Here is a 19,855-nt window from a genome sequence, read left to right on the forward strand (position 1 = left end):
GTGACAGCAGAAGTATATCAATAATAGAAAGTAGGCTAATTGTATGAAAAAAATCATGATTTTTTTTGTAGGAATGATTTTAATTATATTTGCAATTATTGGTTGTAGGTATTATGTTGATAAGAAAGATCAAATATATAATTCAAGGTTAACAAGTGTTGCGAATAAAATATACGAGCAGGAAAGAATATGTGAAAATATATCATCTGATGTAATGAAGACTTGGAATGAAGGGATAATTACAGATAATGTTTGTGTAGATTTATCAGAATTGTACCAAAAACCTAATGAGAAAAGATTAATAAATCAAGTGGATTTTGGCAAAAGCGATATAGAAGCAAAAATGAAATTAATTGAAAATCCATCTAGTAAAAATAAGCAAAAATATGATTTGTTAGTTCAGTTTTATAATAAGTATAATGATTTATATAAACAGATAGTGGAAATAAATATTTCATCTTCAAAATTAGATTCATTAGATGCATATAGTGAAGATGTAAAGGATACGGAAAGTGATTTTAAGGAAATAAAACATCAGTTAATAAAAATTGGCGTAAATGTAAATTAAAATTAATTTTTGAGTCAATATGAAAGTAGGTGGCAATTTTATGAAAAAAATAATTGTATTATTGAGTTTATTTTTAATTATTTTTTCAGGATGTGGAAGCAATAGTGGATTAAGTTACAGAGTAGGGGATACTGTTACATTAAAAGAAAGTGCATATATTTGTATATCAAAGGATGATGAAGATGATATGTTGAAGTATATGAATGCTAAAGATGAAGATTCAATTAATCAAATGATTGCAGATGGCAAAATATTAAATGTATCAGAAGGTGAAACTTTAAAAATAGAGGATTTTAGTGGAGCAAGTGCAGATGTCAAAATAGCATCAGGGGATTATAATGGAGATGAAGGATATATTCCATCAGATACATTAAATAAATTAATTCAGTAAATTTACATTTAGAATAATAGAATTGTTTAGTAATAACATATATAGCGAGGGAATTTGAAAGTGTTTCTTTAATTATGGAAGCACTTTTTTTATGTGCAAAATTTGGTGACAGTCAATCCTAAAAATTAATTAAATAGAAAGGAAGATTGATAATATGACAGCATTAGACCGTTTAAAAATAGAATTAAATAACAAAGATTATTTTGAAGATGATGTATATACAATGTATTTATCAGAAAATAATTTAGCTTCAACTGATAATTATGATAAATCTACAATGCAACGTAATTTATTATTGTCCGTTGTGGACATTATTGAAGCAGTTGCAAATGATGTTGACTTAATGAGAAAGGTTTCAGACGATACAACTGGATTAAATACAAGTGAAGCATATAAACTTTTACAGAGTAGAATACAAGATATAAAAAGCAGAATAGCAACAATACCCTCTACAGATACAACAGAAGAATATTCTAATGTAAGTTTATTATTTACAAAGGGCAGGCGATAATATGAATACTCAACTTAATCAATTTAATGCTTTACTTAAAAGAAGTGGTAAAAGTTGCATGTTAAATAATTCTACTAATATAAAAGGTGTATTTAAGGAGATAGATGATAAGGCAAAAGAAATTGACACCAAGTATTTTTATACTGCCGAAACTCTCCATCAAGGCGATATGATTACATATAATAGTATCATATATATTGTAATTACATTAAATCAAAATATCAATAATGTATATTGTATCTATGTTGTTCGTGAATGTCCTTTTTATTTGAACTATTGGTGTGGGGACATTTTAAAGAAAACTCCTGTATTTGTAGATACAAAAGTATTTGATACAACAACTACAAAATATATGCAACTAGTTGATGGACAAGTGTATATTACAGTACAGAGCAATGCAAGTACAAATGTGATAGCATTAAATGATAGAATTATTAAATTTGGTTGTGCATGGAACATTATTGCAATAGATAGAACTGTAATAGGATTATTAAAATTAAATTGCCAAGCACAAGGATTTATGAATGGTGATGATATTGCAGGTGAAATAACAAGTCATACTGTAACACATACTTATACTTTAAGTGTAGCACCACAGAGCATTAATATTAGCAATGGAAGTACACAGCAAATTACAGCAAAAGTTTCAGATGAAACAGGAGCATCAGTTACTAGTGCAACTTATACATATTCAAGTGATAATGTGAATATTGCTACAGTGGATTCAAATGGATTAGTTACCGCAGTTGGTATTGGCACTTGTAATATTACAGTAAGTTATATAGATGCAAGTAATAAAGCATATACTAAAATAATATCAACTACAGTAACCGCACCAGCAACTATAGATTATGTAATTACAGGGAATGCTGGTGTAAATGTTAATAAAACAACAATTTATGCAGTAAAATTAAAGGCAGATAATTCAACACCTACAGGTAACTTTACATGGAGTTTGAGTGATAATGTTCATGCACAAATTACTGTAAATAGTAATACTCAAATTACAGTTGAAGGATTAAAAGCAGGACAAGTTAAATTAACAGTTTCAGATGGAACTAATACGGCATCTAGGATAGTAAATATTACAAACTATTATTAGAAAATAATGGATTTTTGTACAATTTAGGTATTGATTTTATATAAGAATTGATTTATACTAATTATTAAATAAAAGTGAGTAAACCGTTGGTCGATTAGACCGTTAAATACCGTATAATGTATATATATCAATAGATTTAGGACAGATAAGTTTTTTGTTTGGTTTCCTAAACCGCGTGCCGGAGGTTCGAATCCCCTCGGGCGCACCATATATAAACCTTGTGATATGAATGTATTGCAAGGTTTTTTGTTTTTTGAGAAATGAGGGTGAAATGTTGAATTGGGTTTTATTTGGGATTTATTAATATAGAAAATCACTTCAAATTAAGGTGAAATACAACATAAAATGGACCCTATATAGTAGACACTAAAAAAAGACTCTATCTATATAGAGTCTTTTTTTGTACAATAAGTCTATGAGGTGATTTTACTAATGAGTAAAAAAATATTTACCAGTGAAGAAATTGAAAATTTATCCCAAAATAAATATGTAAAAAAGATCAGTAATAAAGCTATCACGTATACTAATGAATTTAAAATTCATTTTATTGCAAAATTTAATAACGGAAAATCTCCAAGATTAATTTTCAAGGAAGCTGGATTCAATATTAATATAATTGGTTTAAAACGTATTGAATGTGAATCAGACAGATGGAAAAAAGCTTATAATAAAAATGGAGTCTTAGGATTAGATGATACTCGCCACAATAATAGTGGTCGTCCGCGTGAGCGTGAACTTACTAAGGACGATATCATAGCAAAGCAAAATGCTGGAATTGAATATTTAAAAGCGGAGGTTGCGTTGTTAAAAAAACTAGAGCTGCAAGAAAGGTAGGTGAGAAAAAGTAAAGTGACTGCAGCAGAAGCATTTGGTTTAATAGAAAATCTAGTTAATAATCCTAAGAAAAACCATTTTGATATTAGCCATTTATGTACCTTAGCTGAAGTTTCACGTTCAGGCTATTATAGATATTTAAAAACTAAATCATTAAAACTCGAACGTGATAACAGTGATTTAGTTGTTAGAGATAATATACTAAAAGCATTTAATTTTAAGGGATATAGGAAAGGATCACGTTCAATTAAAATGATTTTAGAAAACAGTTTTGGTATTGTATATAACAGGAAACGCATTCAAAGGATTATGAGAAAATATAATATAGTTTGCCCAATAAGAAAAGCTAATCCATATCGAAGAATGGCCAAAGCAACAAAAGAGCATAGAGTTGTTTCAAATCTTCTTAATAGAAACTTCAAGCAAAACATAGTTGGAAAAGTACTTCTTACTGATATTGCATATTTGCCATATGGTACTAATCAGATGGCTTATTTGTCAACCATAAAAGATGCTTCAACTAATGAAATATTATCTTATAATGTGTCAAATAGTCTAGAATTAGATATAGTTATGATTACTGTATCTAATTTAATGTCTAATAAAAATCTTAAAATAGCTAGTGACGCATTTATTCATTCGGATCAAGGTGTTCATTATACTAGTCCTAAATATCAAAAATTATTAAAAGAAAATAATCTTGGACAATCCATGTCCAGACGCGGTAATTGTTGGGATAATGCTCCTCAAGAATCTTTTTTCGGTCATCTAAAAGATGAGGTTGATTATAAAAGTTGTACTACATTGGAAGAAGTTGAGAATTCTATTAATAAGCATATTGACTATTATAATAATCATCGTTACCAATGGAATTTAAAAAAGCTGACTCCTGTAAAGTACAGGAATCAGCTTTTAGCTTAACCTCTTTTTTAATTGTCCTTGACAATGGGTCCATTTTACAATTCAAATAAACCTTTTATTAAACATCATAATGAAAAATATGATGGCAAGTTACATATTTGGGTTGCTACTGAAATAATGTCATTTGGGATGCTATCTAAATTATACTCTAATTTAATTCCTGAAGATAAATCATTTATTAAAGCAAATTTTTGAAATTTGAATGTTAAGCTGGTAGATTCTTGGTTGCAATCATTAACGCATTTGAGAAATCAATGTGCATATTACGGAAGAATATACAATGAATTTTTTCCAAACGTAAAGATAGCAAATAAGGACAAAGGATATGATCTTGATAAGAGAAGAATTTTTATACATATAGTTATTATAAAGCATTTGGTATCTGATGATAAAATATGGAATAAATTTTTTATAAGTTTGCAGCAATTAGTTAGTGAATATGCTAATTATATTGATTTGCACCTAATAGGTTTTCCAGCAAATTGGGTGGAAATATTATCAAAAATATAGATTATATAATTATTTGGCGCATTATTATATAAGCACTTGCTATGAAAATGGCGGGTGCTTTTTTAGTGTGTACCTCACAGATAAGCTAATAATAAAAAAGGTGTAAATTAATATCAATAAAAATAAAACTCAAATATAAGCCTTATAGAAGTACTAAAATATATGCTGAAACTATTTAAAATATAGCATTTACATCATATAATAAAACAACACAACAATAACACAACCGGAGTCAAAAAACTTATGTTTTTAAAGGTAATACATAGAATGCAATAAAGTTTAAATATAGGAAAGTCCCTAGAATAATTAAAAATAAATCTAGGGATTAGTTTTGATGGATATATTAATAATTTAATTGATATCCAAGTGCAGGACTTTTATCATATTGTGCAACAGCACTAATACCTATATCTGCACCACTAGTAAATGATATTGTTGGGTTAACAGTTATACCAATTTGCTGATGTGCGTAATGAAGTACTATGTCACTGCTTCCTGGAGAAGCATGGGCTTTTTTGGCTTGTACACAAATGGAACCGTACGGTATATGAGTATTTGAATGACTTATATCAAATTTATAGCCTATTCCGTATGTTTCTTCTTTAATTCTAGAAGTTGTCGCATTAGTAAATTCAGTTTGAGAAGTTACTACGTTACCATTATCTAAGTAAACATCATCCATAATCATTGCATATGTGTTAGAATAAGAAAATGTTATATTTGAATCATGAGCTAATGCAATAAAATCTATTCCAGAGAAAAATGGAACCGTTAGCCATGTATAATATCCAATAATGGTATAATTCTGACCAGAAATATTTGAAGTCCCAATTTCCATATCTAATTCCATCCATCCATCATATGTTCCACTTGTTCTTCCAATTAATGCCATTGTATTGGCTGTCGAATTTAATACTGTTGGATTAGAGACTGAATTTATATTTTTACGTTCACTAATTGAATTTTTTAACTTATTTATTCTAGTTTCTGAAGAACCTAAATTTAATTCCTGTTTATTAGGTGAAATAGTCTCTGCATTAGCTTTTATAGGCCAAATAGAAATAATAGCAAGAGCAATGCAAAAAATAAATGCAATTGAAATTAGTTGCTTATTTTTTTTCATATTGTATTCCCCCATCATAAAGATTTATATCATATAACACTTAATCATATTATTAACTATACCCCCTTAAAATTTATATTTTTACAATATATGATATTTAATGAATATTATGGCATATAATTAATGAAAAAAGTAAAGAAATATGATATATTTTTTATATAGAGTATTTTTTAGGAGGTTCCAATATGAAGAAAAAATTAAATTTACTATAGGCTTGACCGTGAGTTTCATATTACTAGGAATGTCAATATTTTTATATTATTTGGATTATTCAATTAAAGATAATGATTTACTTATGCAAAAGTATTTAGTTGGTAAAGGTGTAATTGGAGATAATTTAAAAGTAAAAAAACAGCTTTATTTACAAAATTATAAAATTGTTTTATTTAATTATAGTGATTCTAAAACAACATATGCAGTGTTGAAAAGAGGATTAAATAATAGGTATAAATATTTAAATTCAGGAATGTGTTATGGTAATATTTGTAGATTTAAGCATAAAATAGGTAAACAAACTTATTATATATGTGTTGGTTATAATAGCAATAATAAGTATCTGCAGATATCAACAAATTCGTATTTTAAAAATGATATTTCAAATTATAAAATAAAAAATCACAATTATTTTATATTATACAAATTGATTGATCCACATAAATTTTATTATTTTAGATATAGTGATATTTAATTAATGAATATATCTCTCAATAAAACGCGAATATAAGATTTATGGAGGCATTAAAACACTATGTATTTATAATTTGACAAAAAATGGCAGGTAAATGTTAAATTAATATGATTAATAATTTATAAATCCCATTGGGTTTTATTTGGAATTTATAAACACCAAAAATCATTAAAAGTAGCCATAAAATACAATAAGCCAAAATTAAGAAATGGCTTAAAACCAAAGGCTAATACAAAATACTGAATTACAAAATAAGCACTCATACACATTCCTAAACCGCGTGCCGGAGGCTCGAATCCCATCGGGCCCACCATATGCAAACCTTGTGATATGAATGTATTGCAAGGTTTTTTTATTGTGTGTAATTAAGGAAAGAGGGTGTTGCCTTAGCATATTTTTTTATGCTAAGGATATCATATTTTTAATTTAAAGAATGAAGAAATTTTAAATTTTCAATTAAATAATGAATTATTATCTACACTTACTGATGATATAAAAGTGAAAAATTTACTTCTAGGAAGATAACAAAATGAGGAGACGAAATTTTGAGAGGCAATAATACTTGCATTTGTAAGCTAGAAAAGAGTTTAAATGAAATAATTCCTTTATTAAATAGGGATTATTCAAAATATATAGATGATTTACTACCGTATAATATAGCTGATGATGATAAACCATTACCTAAAGAAATAAGAATATTAGTACTGTATTATTTTTAGAATTATTAGGTTCAACATATTGTATTATGATAGGATCAAAATCATGTGAAGATAGAATAAGAAGTAACTTGATGAAAATAAAATCATCACAAAAAGAAAAACTTCTGAATGGGGAATAATACAATCAAAACAAGTACCAGGATACATTTTTGATAAACATTTTTATTGTTTGTTGATAAAAAACGAAGGAAATTTAATAAATATTAATAACGGGCGAAGTATATTGTTAAATGATGTAAAAGTGATACAGATAGACAGGCTAATTTGTATAGTGGAGAATGATCAAATATAGACTTAGAAGTACCTTTAAAATCTTTAGTTAGTATGGATGAAAAGTTGGTAAGTTTATATGTTAATATATTATTGGATAATACTATAACTTATAATTTTTTTCTAGATTATGATGGAAGAATAAATGTTGATCAGCATGCTTGTGGTGAATTTAATATATCGAAAATGAACGGATGGGGTACTATAGAAGATAATTTTAAGAAAAAATTATGTATTGATGTTATTATAGAATTAATTAAGCAAAACAATATTCAAATTGGAGAAATTCAACAAGCAATAACAAAGCTGTAAAAATCATAAAGCATTTATATATCTATTTTTTATAGAGGTTTCTTAATACATTATTTTTAGTAATATAAAGATATATAAATTAAATAAAAAATTACAACTATATGGAATAGATATTGATAACAATAATATTGAAATTGATAAAGATTTTTTCTATAGACTTTTTATAAAAATGCCTGTAAAAACTAATAAGCACCTTACAAGTTTATCATTAAGAATGGCATCATTATTATTAGAATACTTAAGTATGTTTCAATATAGAAAGTTGCCACAAAGAAAAGCTTTATCATTTAAATTAAATGTTTCACAGCAATCAATAATTGATAGCTTAATAGAATTAGAAAATGTTGGATTTATTATAAGAAGAACAAATGAACTCGAACATATAGTATATGCTGATGAAGAAGAAGGAAAAAATATAAGAACTGAATGCGAAAAAATAAAAGCTAAAGAAAGAAAGGCACGTCGGTTTTCTGATGAATTTATTATAAATTATAACTATAATATGACAAAAGGAGAAATTGAAAAAGATGTAATAAGAACTATAGAAAATGCATTGATAACAAAAGGTTTGGAACATGATGATATTGTAAATATTGTTGAAAAATTAAGCAAATAATATGCGTCTGTAAGTGAGAAGTTTAATAATTTAAAGAAATGCTATTGTGAGGGGTGAACATAAAATGGATGGTCAATTGATTGTAGGGATTAAGGATGCAAAAGGTAGATTAATTTTAGAACAATCTTATGAAGATTATGTAAGAGGAGAAAGAAATGTAGCAATGTCTATATATAGCTATGGGCAGAAACTATTTAATATTTTGAATGATGAACTTGGATACATAAATCTTGAAAATAATATTTTTGCATTCAATTATATATTTATGAGTAATGTACAGGAAACAGCTATGAGATTACTTGGGAAAATAGCAGAGGCAATCATTGTAAGGCGATGTAACGAAGATGCAGAAATTAATAAAAAGTGGGTTAAAATTGCTAGAATGGGTGATAGAATAAGTAAAATCGCTAATAAATACATTGCCATAGGAACAGGTCTAGTATCAACTAAAAATATATATTGTGCTAAGTATAATCCAGGCGATACACAAAGAGATATAAAATGGATTAATAAAGATAACTTACAGTCGGAACTAATGATGGTTAAAAGAGGAAATGCTGATGGTAATGTGGCAGGATTACAAAGTAAAGTTAGTATTATAGGAAAACAATATATATTTAATGATTTAGTTGTACAGAGATATGAAGTTCCAATTGTTTATTTTGGAATAAATAATGACTATAATGAAATAGTATATAAATTAATTAATTCAAGGAAGGATATTGATATACCTAAACATTTTGTGGATGCTAATTCGGTAGATTTCTATGCTTTTGAAGAATTAAGAAGCTATATTCCACTTATTAAAGGATTAATAGAGGGCAAAATAAGACCCGATCAGCTATTAAATTCTAGTAAGTTAAGAAATGACAGTACTTTAAAATCTGCAATTATTGCTACAGCAACAGAGCCTTTTATTACTAAATCAATTTGCTATTAATGTATTCATTGTAGAACTTTTTTTTTAATAAGATTTGTTCATAAATAAAATTTTATGAGTAAGTCTTTTGATTAATAAAAGCAATATATGGGTGGAGAATAGATGTAAGAATAATACTTAGAGGAAGTGGATTTGATTCGGTGGACGTTCCTCTATTTATCAAAGAAAAACATCATGTAGCAGTGCATGTATATAAGAAATTGTAATAGTTGATAGATGGTATATTTGGGCGATGTGGCAGATTGCAAATTACACATTTGTAACCCAAAATGTAGAAAGTTATAGGGTGTCTCCATTTTTCGTTAGTTCAAAGATTTAAAAATAAATAAAATTATACTCTTATTAGCAGAATAGATAAGCAGTTTGTTTGGGGATATATTCAAGTAGATGAAATACAAAGTATATAAGAACAAATGAAGAGAGTTGTTACAAGACAGCGAATTTTTCAGCGAAAAAGACAAAAATAACGGCAGTAGAAATTTTGATAAATTTTAATCATTGACAATGAGCCTCCATGCATAAGATATTAGCCTATTAACGTGGCATGTATGTAAAGGCTTAATAATGCCACGATTGGCAAAAGTATATCATATGCACCCTCATTATCAATGACAAGCCTACGGTTAAAATTTATCAAAATAATAACAGTTATACCAATTAATTTACTGCAAGTAATTCTGTCTTTTCAAACGTTTTGTATACTGCAATTTTGACTGACCTGTAACAAGCGTGTAAAGATTAGAAGCTTATAGTTGATTTAAACTGTAAGTAATTGGGCTATATATGCAAATGACTATTAAATTATGGAAAAAAGGATTTTATAGAGTATAATAAAGTTATAAAAAATAGCGAAGGAAGGTTATTTTATGTTTGGCAAATCACCATTGGGATCTTTGTTTGATATTGTAAAAGATGTAATACAGGATGATATTCCTACTAGAGGTGGGGGGTACTCTAGTGGAGGAATTGTAAACAATCCACTTGATAATTTATCTAATATTATTTCAAGTTCAGAGGAAAAAGAGATTAATGATATGATTAATCAAGCAGATGAAATTATTTCAAATGTTAAGTCTAAATATGAGCGTGAAGAAAGAAAAACTAGAAATTATGTAGATGAAACAAATAGAATAGTTAGCAAGGAATTTAATTTTAAGAAAGAATTATTAGTTAACTTAAAGGATAAATATCAACCAATAGTAAATAAGTTTGCTGAGTTTAAAGTCTACGCTTCAATTTATGAACCACAGAAAATTAATACATATTCATCAGAATCTTCAATTCCAATAGTCAGTATGAGTAGTTTTACTGGTGATGCAGGGATGCTAGATGTCTTTAGCCTTATTAGTACGATAAGTAGAAAGAAAAGAAAGGAGAAGGCAAAAGGGTATCTTGAAGAAGCACGAGATTTTAGAACAGAAGTCAACTACGAAATATCAAAATTGGGGCATATAGTATCTAAGGCTGAGTATATAAGAAAGGTTGTTGAAGAAGAACATAATTTACTCAGTAACCTAAGCTCTAAATTAGCTATTATGACTGCTAAATTAAGTGATACAATGAATGAACAGAAAGTTACAAATGAAGAGAAGCAAGGAGCTAATTATGAATTTGAATTTTCAAAATATTTAATTGAATTGCTAAGTTCAAAGTTTATTGCTGATGAAGGTACTATATCCATGGACTATGAGAGAGCTTTAGATAAATTAAGAATTCTCGAAAATGAATTAAAGAAAGTAGGGATATAAAATGAACCAAGAGGTTTATGTTGCATCATCAGAAATTTCAACAATTGTAAAGGAAACTATAGGTTCTATTACGGACTACTTAAAGCACAGAGAAATTGAAAAGACAGAGCGTGAGAGAGTAAGAGCTACACTAAGAGCAGTAACTGCTAAATTTGAAAATGATAGAAAGATGTTTGAGTTATATCTTAATAAAAGTTTTGATGAAAGAGCACGCTTATATGAAAGTGGAGAAAAGTTATTGCAAAAGGCAATGAAAGATCAAGATATAGAAACCACTAAGCTTGCACTAAACTTCATGTTAAGTGTATACGATAAGAATCCAATTGATGGATTTTCCTTGGAAGGTGGTCCATTAAATATGTCTTTGTTATCAAATAGATTGTAATTAGGTGAGATAATGAATTGTGATAAAGGTGATAAAAACGAGAAGAAAATCTTAGATGAAATTAATAAATCTACAAAAGAGCTTTTAGATGTACATAATCAAGAGAAAGCGAAAAGAGACAATATTAAAAGCGCAGAGCAACAAATTATTGGTAGTCTAGATGATAGAAAAAGGCTATATCTTGAACAACTAAATGCTAATAGCAAATCTAAAGATAATATTATAAAACAATTACAAAGTGAACTTGACGAGGCTATGGAGGTAAATGACTTAGAAGCAATTCAACAAATAGTGAATAAAATTAGAAACTTATAAGTTAGAATTTCCTTTTAACCCTTTAGACGTCTTCATGCACGTGGAAACTGTCGTTAAGCTTTATAGAAAATAAGAAAGAAGAGTAATACTATGGATGGAACGATACGAAAAGATATCAAAGTAGGAACAAAAGTCCTTGTTGTTCAAAAGCAAGACCAGCGTTCTGGAAAGTTAACTGAAGGTGTTGTGCAGAGAATCCTTACAAACTCAGAGGTTCATCCTCGTGGTATCAAAGTAATGCTTGAGGGTGGAATTGTAGGAAGAGTTAAAGAAATAAAATAATATTTAGGTATAATAAAAGGCATTCAATCTTGGGGTTGAGTGCCTTTTATTAGGTTAAATAGGTGGATATGTTTCCATAAACATATAAAATGGTAATAATTAAAGATAATCAAAGAAGGGATTATTAGAATACATATACTTAAGGAATAAAGAGTTGGTGGAAGGAAATGGAGTGTGTGAGCACAAAAGAATAGACTTAGAAAAAAGAGATATTGTGAAAAATATCATTGAAAATCACTTACTTTTTTTATGAGAAAAGGCAAGTGATTTTTGGCTTTTTATATAATTATGGAGGATAATATAATTATATGTAGAATTATAATTTATTCAAGGAATTAATATAAAACAGTTTATTATTTCTATAATGGGTAGCTAAGAGAAATTAAAAATTAGTTATACTAATAAATATTTCAATAGAATTTACTGATGATGTATTTAATGAGGTTAGAGATGAAAAGTGTTGTATAGCCTTTCAACTATCCGGAAAATTTAAGCAAATTAATTTTAGTAATTATAAAGTTTATAGTGCTTTTGAAATTATATCTCGTGGATATAGTCCTTCAGAAAAGAGAGACTATAACGGATTATCAGATGAAATTATTAAAAGATTTAACATAAACTCTTAATAAAAAACATTTTAATATTTAAGCTTTTCAATATTTAGATACCAATTAGGCTAATAATGTGAATTTAAGGTTTATTTATATAAATAGCATTTGACAATGTTTGGAAGGGTGGTTACAAAATGGTCATTAGAAAGGCAAATGATTCTGATATAGAATTGATTGCTAATTTGTATATTGGAAATTGGAAGAAAACATATGCAGAGTTGTTGCCAAATGAATTTTTAAATAATTTAAAAGTTAGCGATGGAATACAAAAATGGAGAGAATATCTTGGAAATGAAAGATATATGATTTTTGTTGTATATAAAGATGAAAAATTTCTTGGTTTCTCTGCCTGTAAAGAAGATGATGAAATAGAGCATTGTTTATATTTAGATTCGTTACATGTATCTGAAGCTTCAAGGGGAAAAGGCATTGGTACGAAATTAATCAACACAGTAAGTCATTATGCTTATAGCAAAGGTTATAAATGTATGAGTATTTGTATTGTAAAAGGAAATTCAAATGCAAAGAGTTTGTATGAAAAACTTGGCGCAAAGCATTATAAAGATTTTATTGATTATTTTGGTAGCACTGAATCCAATTCAGAAAAACTTATTTGGAATAATTTAAATTCTTTCAGATAAATTCCAATTTAAAATTAAGTTATAAATAGCATGAGGTTGTAAGTAAATGGTGAAATCAATAGAACCCAATATTGCAGATTTAGCGAACAGTTGGCTTCTCTACACCAGAAGTATATGAAATATGGGAAGGAGAGGCTGTGATTTATATGCAGCAGTCAGGAGAGGATAATCGAGATCTTTGGGATCACTACGAGCCATAGGAATATGAAAAGTAGATTGTTCTTCTTACTTTGAAAACGTTATCACACAAGTGTAGCATTATTTAAGTCAATCATAATACTCTAATCATAAAATATATAAATTAAGCAGTAGCATTGAGTTTAAATAAAATAGACTTTTTATGTAAGGAGTGAAAATTTTGAAATATAAAAATAGAGAAACTAACTATGATAAGGAACCAGAGGTAGTAGTAAAAGGATACGAAAACAGTGCTTTTAGTGGATATCATAATATTATTAGTGAAATAAAATCAAAGGTAAACAAAGAGAAATTTATTATTACAATAGATTGTTATCCAGGAGTAAAAGATGAAGAAGTATTAAATGCTTTTATTAATGGATTAAATCCAGATTGTGTAATTGCAAGTAAAGATATTTTTTATGATGGAAATATGTTAAATAATTTACTAAATAGAAATTTAACGGAAGATAGAGTATTTGGAATAATGTATTATGGCACAATCCAAGATTTCGTTGTAAAAGAAAAATATGTAGAGACTAAAAAGAAATTAGATGATATAGATAATGGTATAATTTTAATATATGGTGTAGGAGCTAGCCTTATAAGTGAAGGCGACATATTTGTGTATGCTGATTTAGCAAGATGGGAAATACAACAAAGGTTTAGAAGAAAAGAGCTAGGCAATTTTAAAGTGAACAACCTTGAGGAAGATATTTTAAGGAAATACAAGAGAGCTTTTTTTTATTGAATGGAGAATAGCAGATAGACATAAAAAAGGATTATATGATAAGATTGATTACTTATTAGACAGCAATACTTACAATGATCCTAAATTAGTAACTGGAGATGCTTTAAGAGCAGGATTACAAGAAACTGCAAATAGACCATTTAGGGTAGTACCATATTTTGATCCAGGGGTATGGGGAGGCCAATGGATGAAAGATGTATGTAATCTAGATAAGAATGAAGAAAACTTTGCGTGGTGTTTTGATGGTGTACCTGAGGAGAATAGCTTATTTTTAAGATATGGGGATATAAGAATAGAAGTACCTTCTATAAATATAGTTCTATATAAACCTAAAGAGCTTTTAGGTGACAAAGTATATTCAAGATTTGGAGCTGAATTTCCAATAAGATTTGATTTTCTAGATACTATTGAAGGTCAAAACTTAAGTCTTCAGGTACATCCTACTACTGAATATATTCAAGAAAGTTTTGGAATGCATTATACTCAAGATGAAAGTTATTATATTTTAGATGCTACAGATGATGCGAGTGTTTATTTAGGTCTAAAGGAAGGCGTAAACAAGGAAGAAATGATTAAAGATTTAGAAGATGCACAAGCTGGAGTAATAGTTTTTAATGCAGAAAAATACATCAATAAATTTCCAGCTAAAACTCACGACCATTTTCTGATTCCTGCGGGAACTGTACATTGTTCAGGCAGTGGAGCTATGGTATTAGAGATTAGTGCAACTCCTTATATATTTACATTTAAATTGTGGGACTGGGGAAGAGTTGGTCTGGATGGATTGCCTAGGCCTATTCACATTGAACATGGTAAAAAAAGTAATTCAATGTGGCAGAACTACTAATTGGGTAAAAAATAACTTAGTTAATAATGTTCAAATAATAAGCGAGAATAAAAATGTTAAGGAAGAAAAAACCGGATTACATGAGCTTCAATTTATAGAAACAAGAAGATATTGGTTTAAAGAGAAAACTAATCATGATACTAAAAGGATAGTAAATGTACTTAATTTAGTAGAAGGTGAAGAAGTGATAGTAGAAAGTCCTGAGAATAAATTTGAACCTTTTATAGTGCACTATGCAGAAACATTTATAGTACCTGCTTCTGTTGGAGAATATTCAATAAGACCTTATGGTAAAAGTGATGGAAAAGAAGTTGGGGTAATTAAAGCTTATGTAAGATTTTAAAGTAGCAGGCAGCTGCAGCTAAGGAGGCTAATGCTTTGAGTCCATTTGTTACTTTTGGAGATAGATAAAAAATTGTTTATATTAGTAACTTATTAGGCTATATAAAATTTGTAAGCCTTAAGGGCTTTTTATTTTGAGGTGATTTTATCACACTAAAAATTATAACACCACTTGCAATGGAAAAAAGCTTATATTTGATTCAAGCAATTATGTTGTTGATACTGATAGCTTTGTTAATGGAATTGTGCTGGGGTACTGCAAGTTGTGACTGTACTTCATGTTCTTTCTGCACCAGAGGTGTGTAAAATGGTGCAAGGTGTGTGCACTTTTTAGCGGAAGTAATTAGTAAAAAATAATTAAAAGTGTAATTTTTTAAAATTACACTTTTAATAGTTGCTATAAAATTCCTTTTATGATATGATTACATCATAGTAAATAAAGTTAATTTTAGAAAGGCACAATATTTTATGAAAAAGTTGAGTGAATTAGTTGCGTTAGTAAGTGGATCGCCTCAGTTTAGAATTACTGAAGTGTTTGATGAGAAAACACCGCTTTTTACTTATTATAGTCAAACAAATTTAACAGATGATTTGGTAGGTATTATTTCAAACGATGTGGGCAATAAACAAGTCAGAACCAATGATAAAGTAAATACCCTATGCGATGGTGATGTGGTGTTTAGTTTGATCACGGGAATTGCAACGATTGTAAGAAAAGAGCATGAGGGATATCTTTATACACAAAACTACGTTAAGTTATTACCTAGCCATAAAATTGATTCAAAGTTTTTGGTTTATCTACTTAATGAAAACAAAACAATCAAGAAACAGTTTGTGCTGGGACTTCAAGGTTCGCAAGTTTTAAAATATACTTTAAAGCAACTTAAAGAGCTTGAAATACCGAAAATACCTTCCATAGATAAGCAAAAAATTATAGGACAAGTCTATTTTAATCAGTTAAGGTTGCAAGCTCTTAGAAATAGAGCGGCAGAACTTGAAACAAAAATCAGATTATCCAAGTTAGAGGAGGCAAGTGAGAAATGAATGAAGAGCAATTTGAAACTGAATTAATACAATATATTACCAGTGGAACCATAACTAAACCTGAACACCTAGAAGGAATCAGCGACTTTATGGTTAGTGAGAAGCCTGCTCGTTACGGTGTAAAAACAAAGCTATGGAAGTATGAAACCAAAATTAAAACTACAGAAAAGCTTTGGGATAACTTCAAAGAGATTCTTGAGAGGCACAATCAAAATACACTTGATCATCCACTAAGTACTGTCGAATTTAATCAAGTTAAAAAGATTATATCTGATATTAAAACACCATATGAGGCTGGACAATTTTTATATGGACTTAATGGTGTATCACAAATCGAAATTGATTTAGATGACGGTCGTCATGTGTTTTTAACGGTTTTCGATCAAAAACAAATTGGTGCTGGAGATACGGTGTATCAAGTAGTTAATCAAATTGAACGCCCTGCAATTATCACTGGGAAACAAAATCGTCGCTTTGATACGACACTTCTTATTAATGGTTTACCTATTATACAAATTGAAGAAAAACGTGATACACACGATGTTAATGAAGCACTAAATCAAATGCATCAATATTCCGAAGAAAACCAATATGGTGATATTTTTTCTACTTTACAAATATTAGTGGCAATTACGCCTAATAACGTAAAATATATGGCAAATACCACGTCGGATAAGTTCAATAAGGACTTTGCTTTTAACTGGCAACGTAAAAGTGATAATACGATTGTGCGTAATTGGAAAGAGTTCGCTGATTCAATGTTAAGTATCCCAATGGCACATCAGATGGCTACTAATTATATGATTTTGGATGGCACAAAAAACAAACAAACGTTAAAGGTAATGCGTCCATATCAAGTATATGCTACTCAGAATGTAATTGAAAATTTAAAGCAAGTTGATTTTGAACTTGGCACAAATAAAGTAGGTTATATCTGGCATACCACTGGTTCTGGCAAAACTATAACTAGTTTCAAAACTGCGTGGCTTGCAAGTCGCATGCCCAAAATTGATAAAGTTGTCTTCTTAGTAGATAGAATTGCCTTAACGAAACAAACAAATGAAAATTATAGAGCCTATGATCCGGATGCTAGTGAAGATATGATTGGTAGTGTTCAAAATACTTATAATACTAATGATTTGAGTCGTAAACTAAAGAGTAAAGATAACAGTATCGTTGTTACTTCTGTTCAAAAGATTGATACCTTAGTGAAACGTAAATCTTTTAAAGCACCTGATAAAAATATTGTATTTATCGTGGATGAGGCACACCGTTCAACTGGTAGTGAAAATTTTGAAAAGATACAAAAAGCTTTTAAGAAATCTGCTTGGGTTGGTTATACAGGAACACCGATGTTTGATGAAACTACTAGTGGTTTACGAACTGAAGATATTTTTGGACCTTTGTTACATGCCTATACTATTCGTGAAGCAATTGCAGATAGAAATGTTTTAGGTTTTAAAGTGGATTTTGAAACAACAATTGATGAAGAACAAATGAAATTAAAATATCTGCCAAATTTCTATAGAGAACGTTATCCGAAGTGGACTGAAGAAAAAATTACAGAAAAGATTAATAATTTAAGTCAAGAAGATATGGATGATGCGGTTGAACCAAGTTTTTATGATGAAAATCCGGATCACATCAAGTTAGTAGTTGAAGATATTTTCAAGAACTGGCGAAATCGTTCAAACGAAGGTAAGTATAATGCACTTTTTACAACTCATGTTGGTGGTGGAAAAGCCAGTACTCCAATGGCAATAATGTACTTCAATGAATTTCAACGAGTAAATGATGAGAATAAGAAAAATGGTGGACAAACATTGAAAGTAGCAGTTACATTTAGCCAAAATTCATCCAATAATGATAGTATGCTTACCACTAATCAAGGCTTATATGATGCTATTAAAGCTTATAACAAAGAATTTGGTACAAGCTTTGGCATGGATGATGTAGCAGGATATACACAAGATGTTACTAGTCGTTTGAATAAAACTGCTACAGATAAGAAATTTTTAGATATTGTGATTGTGGTAGATCAACTTTTGACTGGATTTGATGCACCAGAACTTAATACCCTTTATGTAGATAGAACACTTAAAGGGGCTGGACTTATTCAAGCCTATTCAAGAACAAATCGTATTGCTGATATGCAAGAAAAACCTTGGGGGCGTATTGTAAATTATCGTTGGCCTGCTCAAAATGAGAAGTTGATGAATAAAGCTCTCGCAATTTATGCTAATAAAGATTCTGCAATTTTATCAGAAGATGAACAACATAAATCTAACCAAAAGGATGGTATTATCGCTAAATCTTTTGAAGATGTATTTAATGAAGTTAAAGAGGTTACTCAGAAATTAGGCAGCTTAACTAATGAGTTTCAACAATTACCACCTTCTGAGAGGCAGAAAGAATATATGCTTGATTTGCTTAGAGATTATAATGTTGGTATGGCTAAATTAAAGCAATATGCACCTGAAGAAGTTGATGGAAATGTAGCGGGTTTCAATTACGAAAATCCTGATGAGTTAGTTGAAAAATTAGGGATGACAAGTGTTCAAGAAACCATGCTTACTACAGTTTTAACCAATGAGCTTAAACAATATATAGCAAAAGAAAAGAAAATTCCTTTTTATCAAATTGAGTTAAGAATGACTCATGTGAAGGATGTGAAAATAGATTATGATTATTTAACTGAATTGGTGGAACAATTATTGAATCAAGTGCATGAGGGCAAGAAACAAGAAGCAAAAGCTACGAAAGAGAAAATTGATCAATTTGCCAATGGTTTGGAAGACAGAAATTACGCTGCGAAGATTATGAATGCAGCAATGGCTATTATCAAAGGGCATTATCCGCCGGAAGGTACTAATCTTAAATATCCAGTAAAATTGAGAGATAGCGAGCAAATTATTCAAGCGGCTAACAATGTGAGTTTTGATAGAATGTTCTTAGATTTTCGAGTGAAGTGGGGAATTACAGATATTATCACAAGTGCTCAGATGCGTGAATTATTTAGTCGTCATCGTTATGGCGTGCAGGATTTAGATGATGCTGGTCAAATTCGAGATATAATTGCAAAAGCAAGCGTGGATTATAAGACGTTAGCACATAACGAAGAGATACAAGCTTTGTCTAAAATCAAGTACCGTAATGGTTTGCGTGAGGCCATTTATGAATTAGCTGATGAGTTAGTAGAAAACTAAG

The 19,855-nt window shown here is 29.1% G+C and carries 21 protein-coding genes and 1 pseudogene; 21 read left to right on the forward strand and 1 reads right to left on the reverse strand.

Features of this window, described 5'->3' with window-relative positions; all coding sequences use genetic code 11:
• The first annotated feature begins 43 nt into the window (after positions 1-43).
• The 6 genes and pseudogenes from AGR56_RS14175 to AGR56_RS22080 all read left to right on the forward strand — a co-directional run bounded on the left by AGR56_RS14175 (position 44) and on the right by AGR56_RS22080 (position 4,837).
• Positions 44-568 (forward strand): hypothetical protein, encoded by a 525-nt coding sequence (locus tag AGR56_RS14175; RefSeq protein WP_053242775.1) that lies wholly within the window; start codon positions 44-46, stop codon positions 566-568.
• Between the two features lie 40 nt (positions 569-608).
• Positions 609-959 (forward strand): hypothetical protein, encoded by a 351-nt coding sequence (locus AGR56_RS14180; protein ID WP_053242776.1) that lies wholly within the window; start codon positions 609-611, stop codon positions 957-959.
• A gap of 154 nt (positions 960-1,113) precedes the next feature.
• Complete coding sequence (locus tag AGR56_RS14185; RefSeq protein ID WP_053242777.1) at positions 1,114-1,470, forward strand: hypothetical protein; 357 nt, start codon at positions 1,114-1,116, stop codon at positions 1,468-1,470.
• 1 nt (position 1,471) lies between these two features.
• On the forward strand, positions 1,472-2,572 hold the full coding sequence (locus AGR56_RS14190; RefSeq protein WP_053242778.1) for an Ig-like domain-containing protein: 1,101 nt from the start codon (positions 1,472-1,474) through the stop codon (positions 2,570-2,572).
• A 432-nt stretch (positions 2,573-3,004) separates the two neighbouring features.
• Positions 3,005-4,327 (forward strand): annotated as a pseudogene (locus tag AGR56_RS14200) (IS3 family transposase).
• 198 nt (positions 4,328-4,525) lie between these two features.
• Positions 4,526-4,837 (forward strand): hypothetical protein, encoded by a 312-nt coding sequence (locus tag AGR56_RS22080; protein ID WP_242851461.1) that lies wholly within the window; start codon positions 4,526-4,528, stop codon positions 4,835-4,837.
• Between the two features lie 343 nt (positions 4,838-5,180).
• Here AGR56_RS22080 and AGR56_RS14210 read toward each other — a convergent pair whose 3' ends face one another.
• Complete coding sequence (locus AGR56_RS14210; protein ID WP_053242781.1) at positions 5,181-5,960, reverse strand: hypothetical protein; 780 nt, start codon at positions 5,958-5,960, stop codon at positions 5,181-5,183.
• A gap of 220 nt (positions 5,961-6,180) precedes the next feature.
• Between AGR56_RS14210 and AGR56_RS14215 the strand changes: the two genes are divergently transcribed.
• The 15 genes from AGR56_RS14215 to AGR56_RS14270 all read left to right on the forward strand — a co-directional run bounded on the left by AGR56_RS14215 (position 6,181) and on the right by AGR56_RS14270 (position 19,854).
• Positions 6,181-6,648, forward strand: coding sequence for a hypothetical protein (locus tag AGR56_RS14215; protein ID WP_198150060.1), 468 nt, complete (start codon positions 6,181-6,183; stop codon positions 6,646-6,648).
• A 545-nt stretch (positions 6,649-7,193) separates the two neighbouring features.
• Positions 7,194-7,367, forward strand: a complete 174-nt coding sequence (locus tag AGR56_RS20390; RefSeq protein ID WP_157055777.1) for a hypothetical protein — start codon at positions 7,194-7,196, stop codon at positions 7,365-7,367.
• A gap of 324 nt (positions 7,368-7,691) precedes the next feature.
• Positions 7,692-7,949, forward strand: coding sequence for a hypothetical protein (locus tag AGR56_RS14220; RefSeq protein WP_053242783.1), 258 nt, complete (start codon positions 7,692-7,694; stop codon positions 7,947-7,949).
• 169 nt (positions 7,950-8,118) lie between these two features.
• Positions 8,119-8,565: a hypothetical protein gene (locus AGR56_RS14225; protein WP_053242784.1), complete on the forward strand. Its 447-nt coding sequence runs from the start codon at positions 8,119-8,121 to the stop codon at positions 8,563-8,565.
• A 64-nt stretch (positions 8,566-8,629) separates the two neighbouring features.
• Positions 8,630-9,505: a hypothetical protein gene (locus tag AGR56_RS14230; protein ID WP_053242785.1), complete on the forward strand. Its 876-nt coding sequence runs from the start codon at positions 8,630-8,632 to the stop codon at positions 9,503-9,505.
• An 866-nt stretch (positions 9,506-10,371) separates the two neighbouring features.
• Positions 10,372-11,253 carry a hypothetical protein gene (locus AGR56_RS14235; RefSeq protein WP_053242786.1) on the forward strand — a complete coding sequence of 294 codons (882 nt, stop codon included), beginning with the start codon at positions 10,372-10,374 and terminating at the stop codon, positions 11,251-11,253.
• Between the two features lies 1 nt (position 11,254).
• Positions 11,255-11,638: a hypothetical protein gene (locus AGR56_RS14240; RefSeq protein ID WP_053242787.1), complete on the forward strand. Its 384-nt coding sequence runs from the start codon at positions 11,255-11,257 to the stop codon at positions 11,636-11,638.
• A gap of 12 nt (positions 11,639-11,650) precedes the next feature.
• Positions 11,651-11,953 (forward strand): hypothetical protein, encoded by a 303-nt coding sequence (locus AGR56_RS14245; protein WP_053242788.1) that lies wholly within the window; start codon positions 11,651-11,653, stop codon positions 11,951-11,953.
• 90 nt (positions 11,954-12,043) lie between these two features.
• Complete coding sequence (locus tag AGR56_RS14250; protein ID WP_053242789.1) at positions 12,044-12,235, forward strand: YwbE family protein; 192 nt, start codon at positions 12,044-12,046, stop codon at positions 12,233-12,235.
• 745 nt (positions 12,236-12,980) lie between these two features.
• The gene (locus AGR56_RS14255; protein ID WP_053242790.1) at positions 12,981-13,487 is read left to right on the forward strand and encodes a GNAT family N-acetyltransferase; all 507 of its coding nucleotides are present in this window, start codon (positions 12,981-12,983) and stop codon (positions 13,485-13,487) included.
• A gap of 358 nt (positions 13,488-13,845) precedes the next feature.
• Positions 13,846-14,415 (forward strand): hypothetical protein, encoded by a 570-nt coding sequence (locus AGR56_RS22085; RefSeq protein ID WP_242851462.1) that lies wholly within the window; start codon positions 13,846-13,848, stop codon positions 14,413-14,415.
• 187 nt (positions 14,416-14,602) lie between these two features.
• Positions 14,603-15,262, forward strand: coding sequence for a class I mannose-6-phosphate isomerase (locus tag AGR56_RS22090; RefSeq protein ID WP_242851463.1), 660 nt, complete (start codon positions 14,603-14,605; stop codon positions 15,260-15,262).
• Entirely contained in the window at positions 15,225-15,605 is a 381-nt protein-coding gene (locus tag AGR56_RS22095; RefSeq protein ID WP_242851464.1) for a hypothetical protein, read from the forward strand. Before AGR56_RS22090 ends, AGR56_RS22095 begins: the two co-directional genes overlap by 38 nt.
• A gap of 467 nt (positions 15,606-16,072) precedes the next feature.
• On the forward strand, positions 16,073-16,648 hold the full coding sequence (locus tag AGR56_RS14265; RefSeq protein ID WP_053242791.1) for a restriction endonuclease subunit S: 576 nt from the start codon (positions 16,073-16,075) through the stop codon (positions 16,646-16,648).
• Positions 16,645-19,854 (forward strand): HsdR family type I site-specific deoxyribonuclease, encoded by a 3,210-nt coding sequence (locus AGR56_RS14270; protein ID WP_053242792.1) that lies wholly within the window; start codon positions 16,645-16,647, stop codon positions 19,852-19,854. Before AGR56_RS14265 ends, AGR56_RS14270 begins: the two co-directional genes overlap by 4 nt.
• Position 19,855: the final 1 nt, after the last annotated feature.

The sequence above is a fragment of the Clostridium sp. DMHC 10 genome (genome assembly GCF_001270375.1).
In the GTDB taxonomy this organism is placed as follows: Bacteria; Bacillota; Clostridia; order Clostridiales; family Clostridiaceae; genus Clostridium_S; species Clostridium_S guangxiense.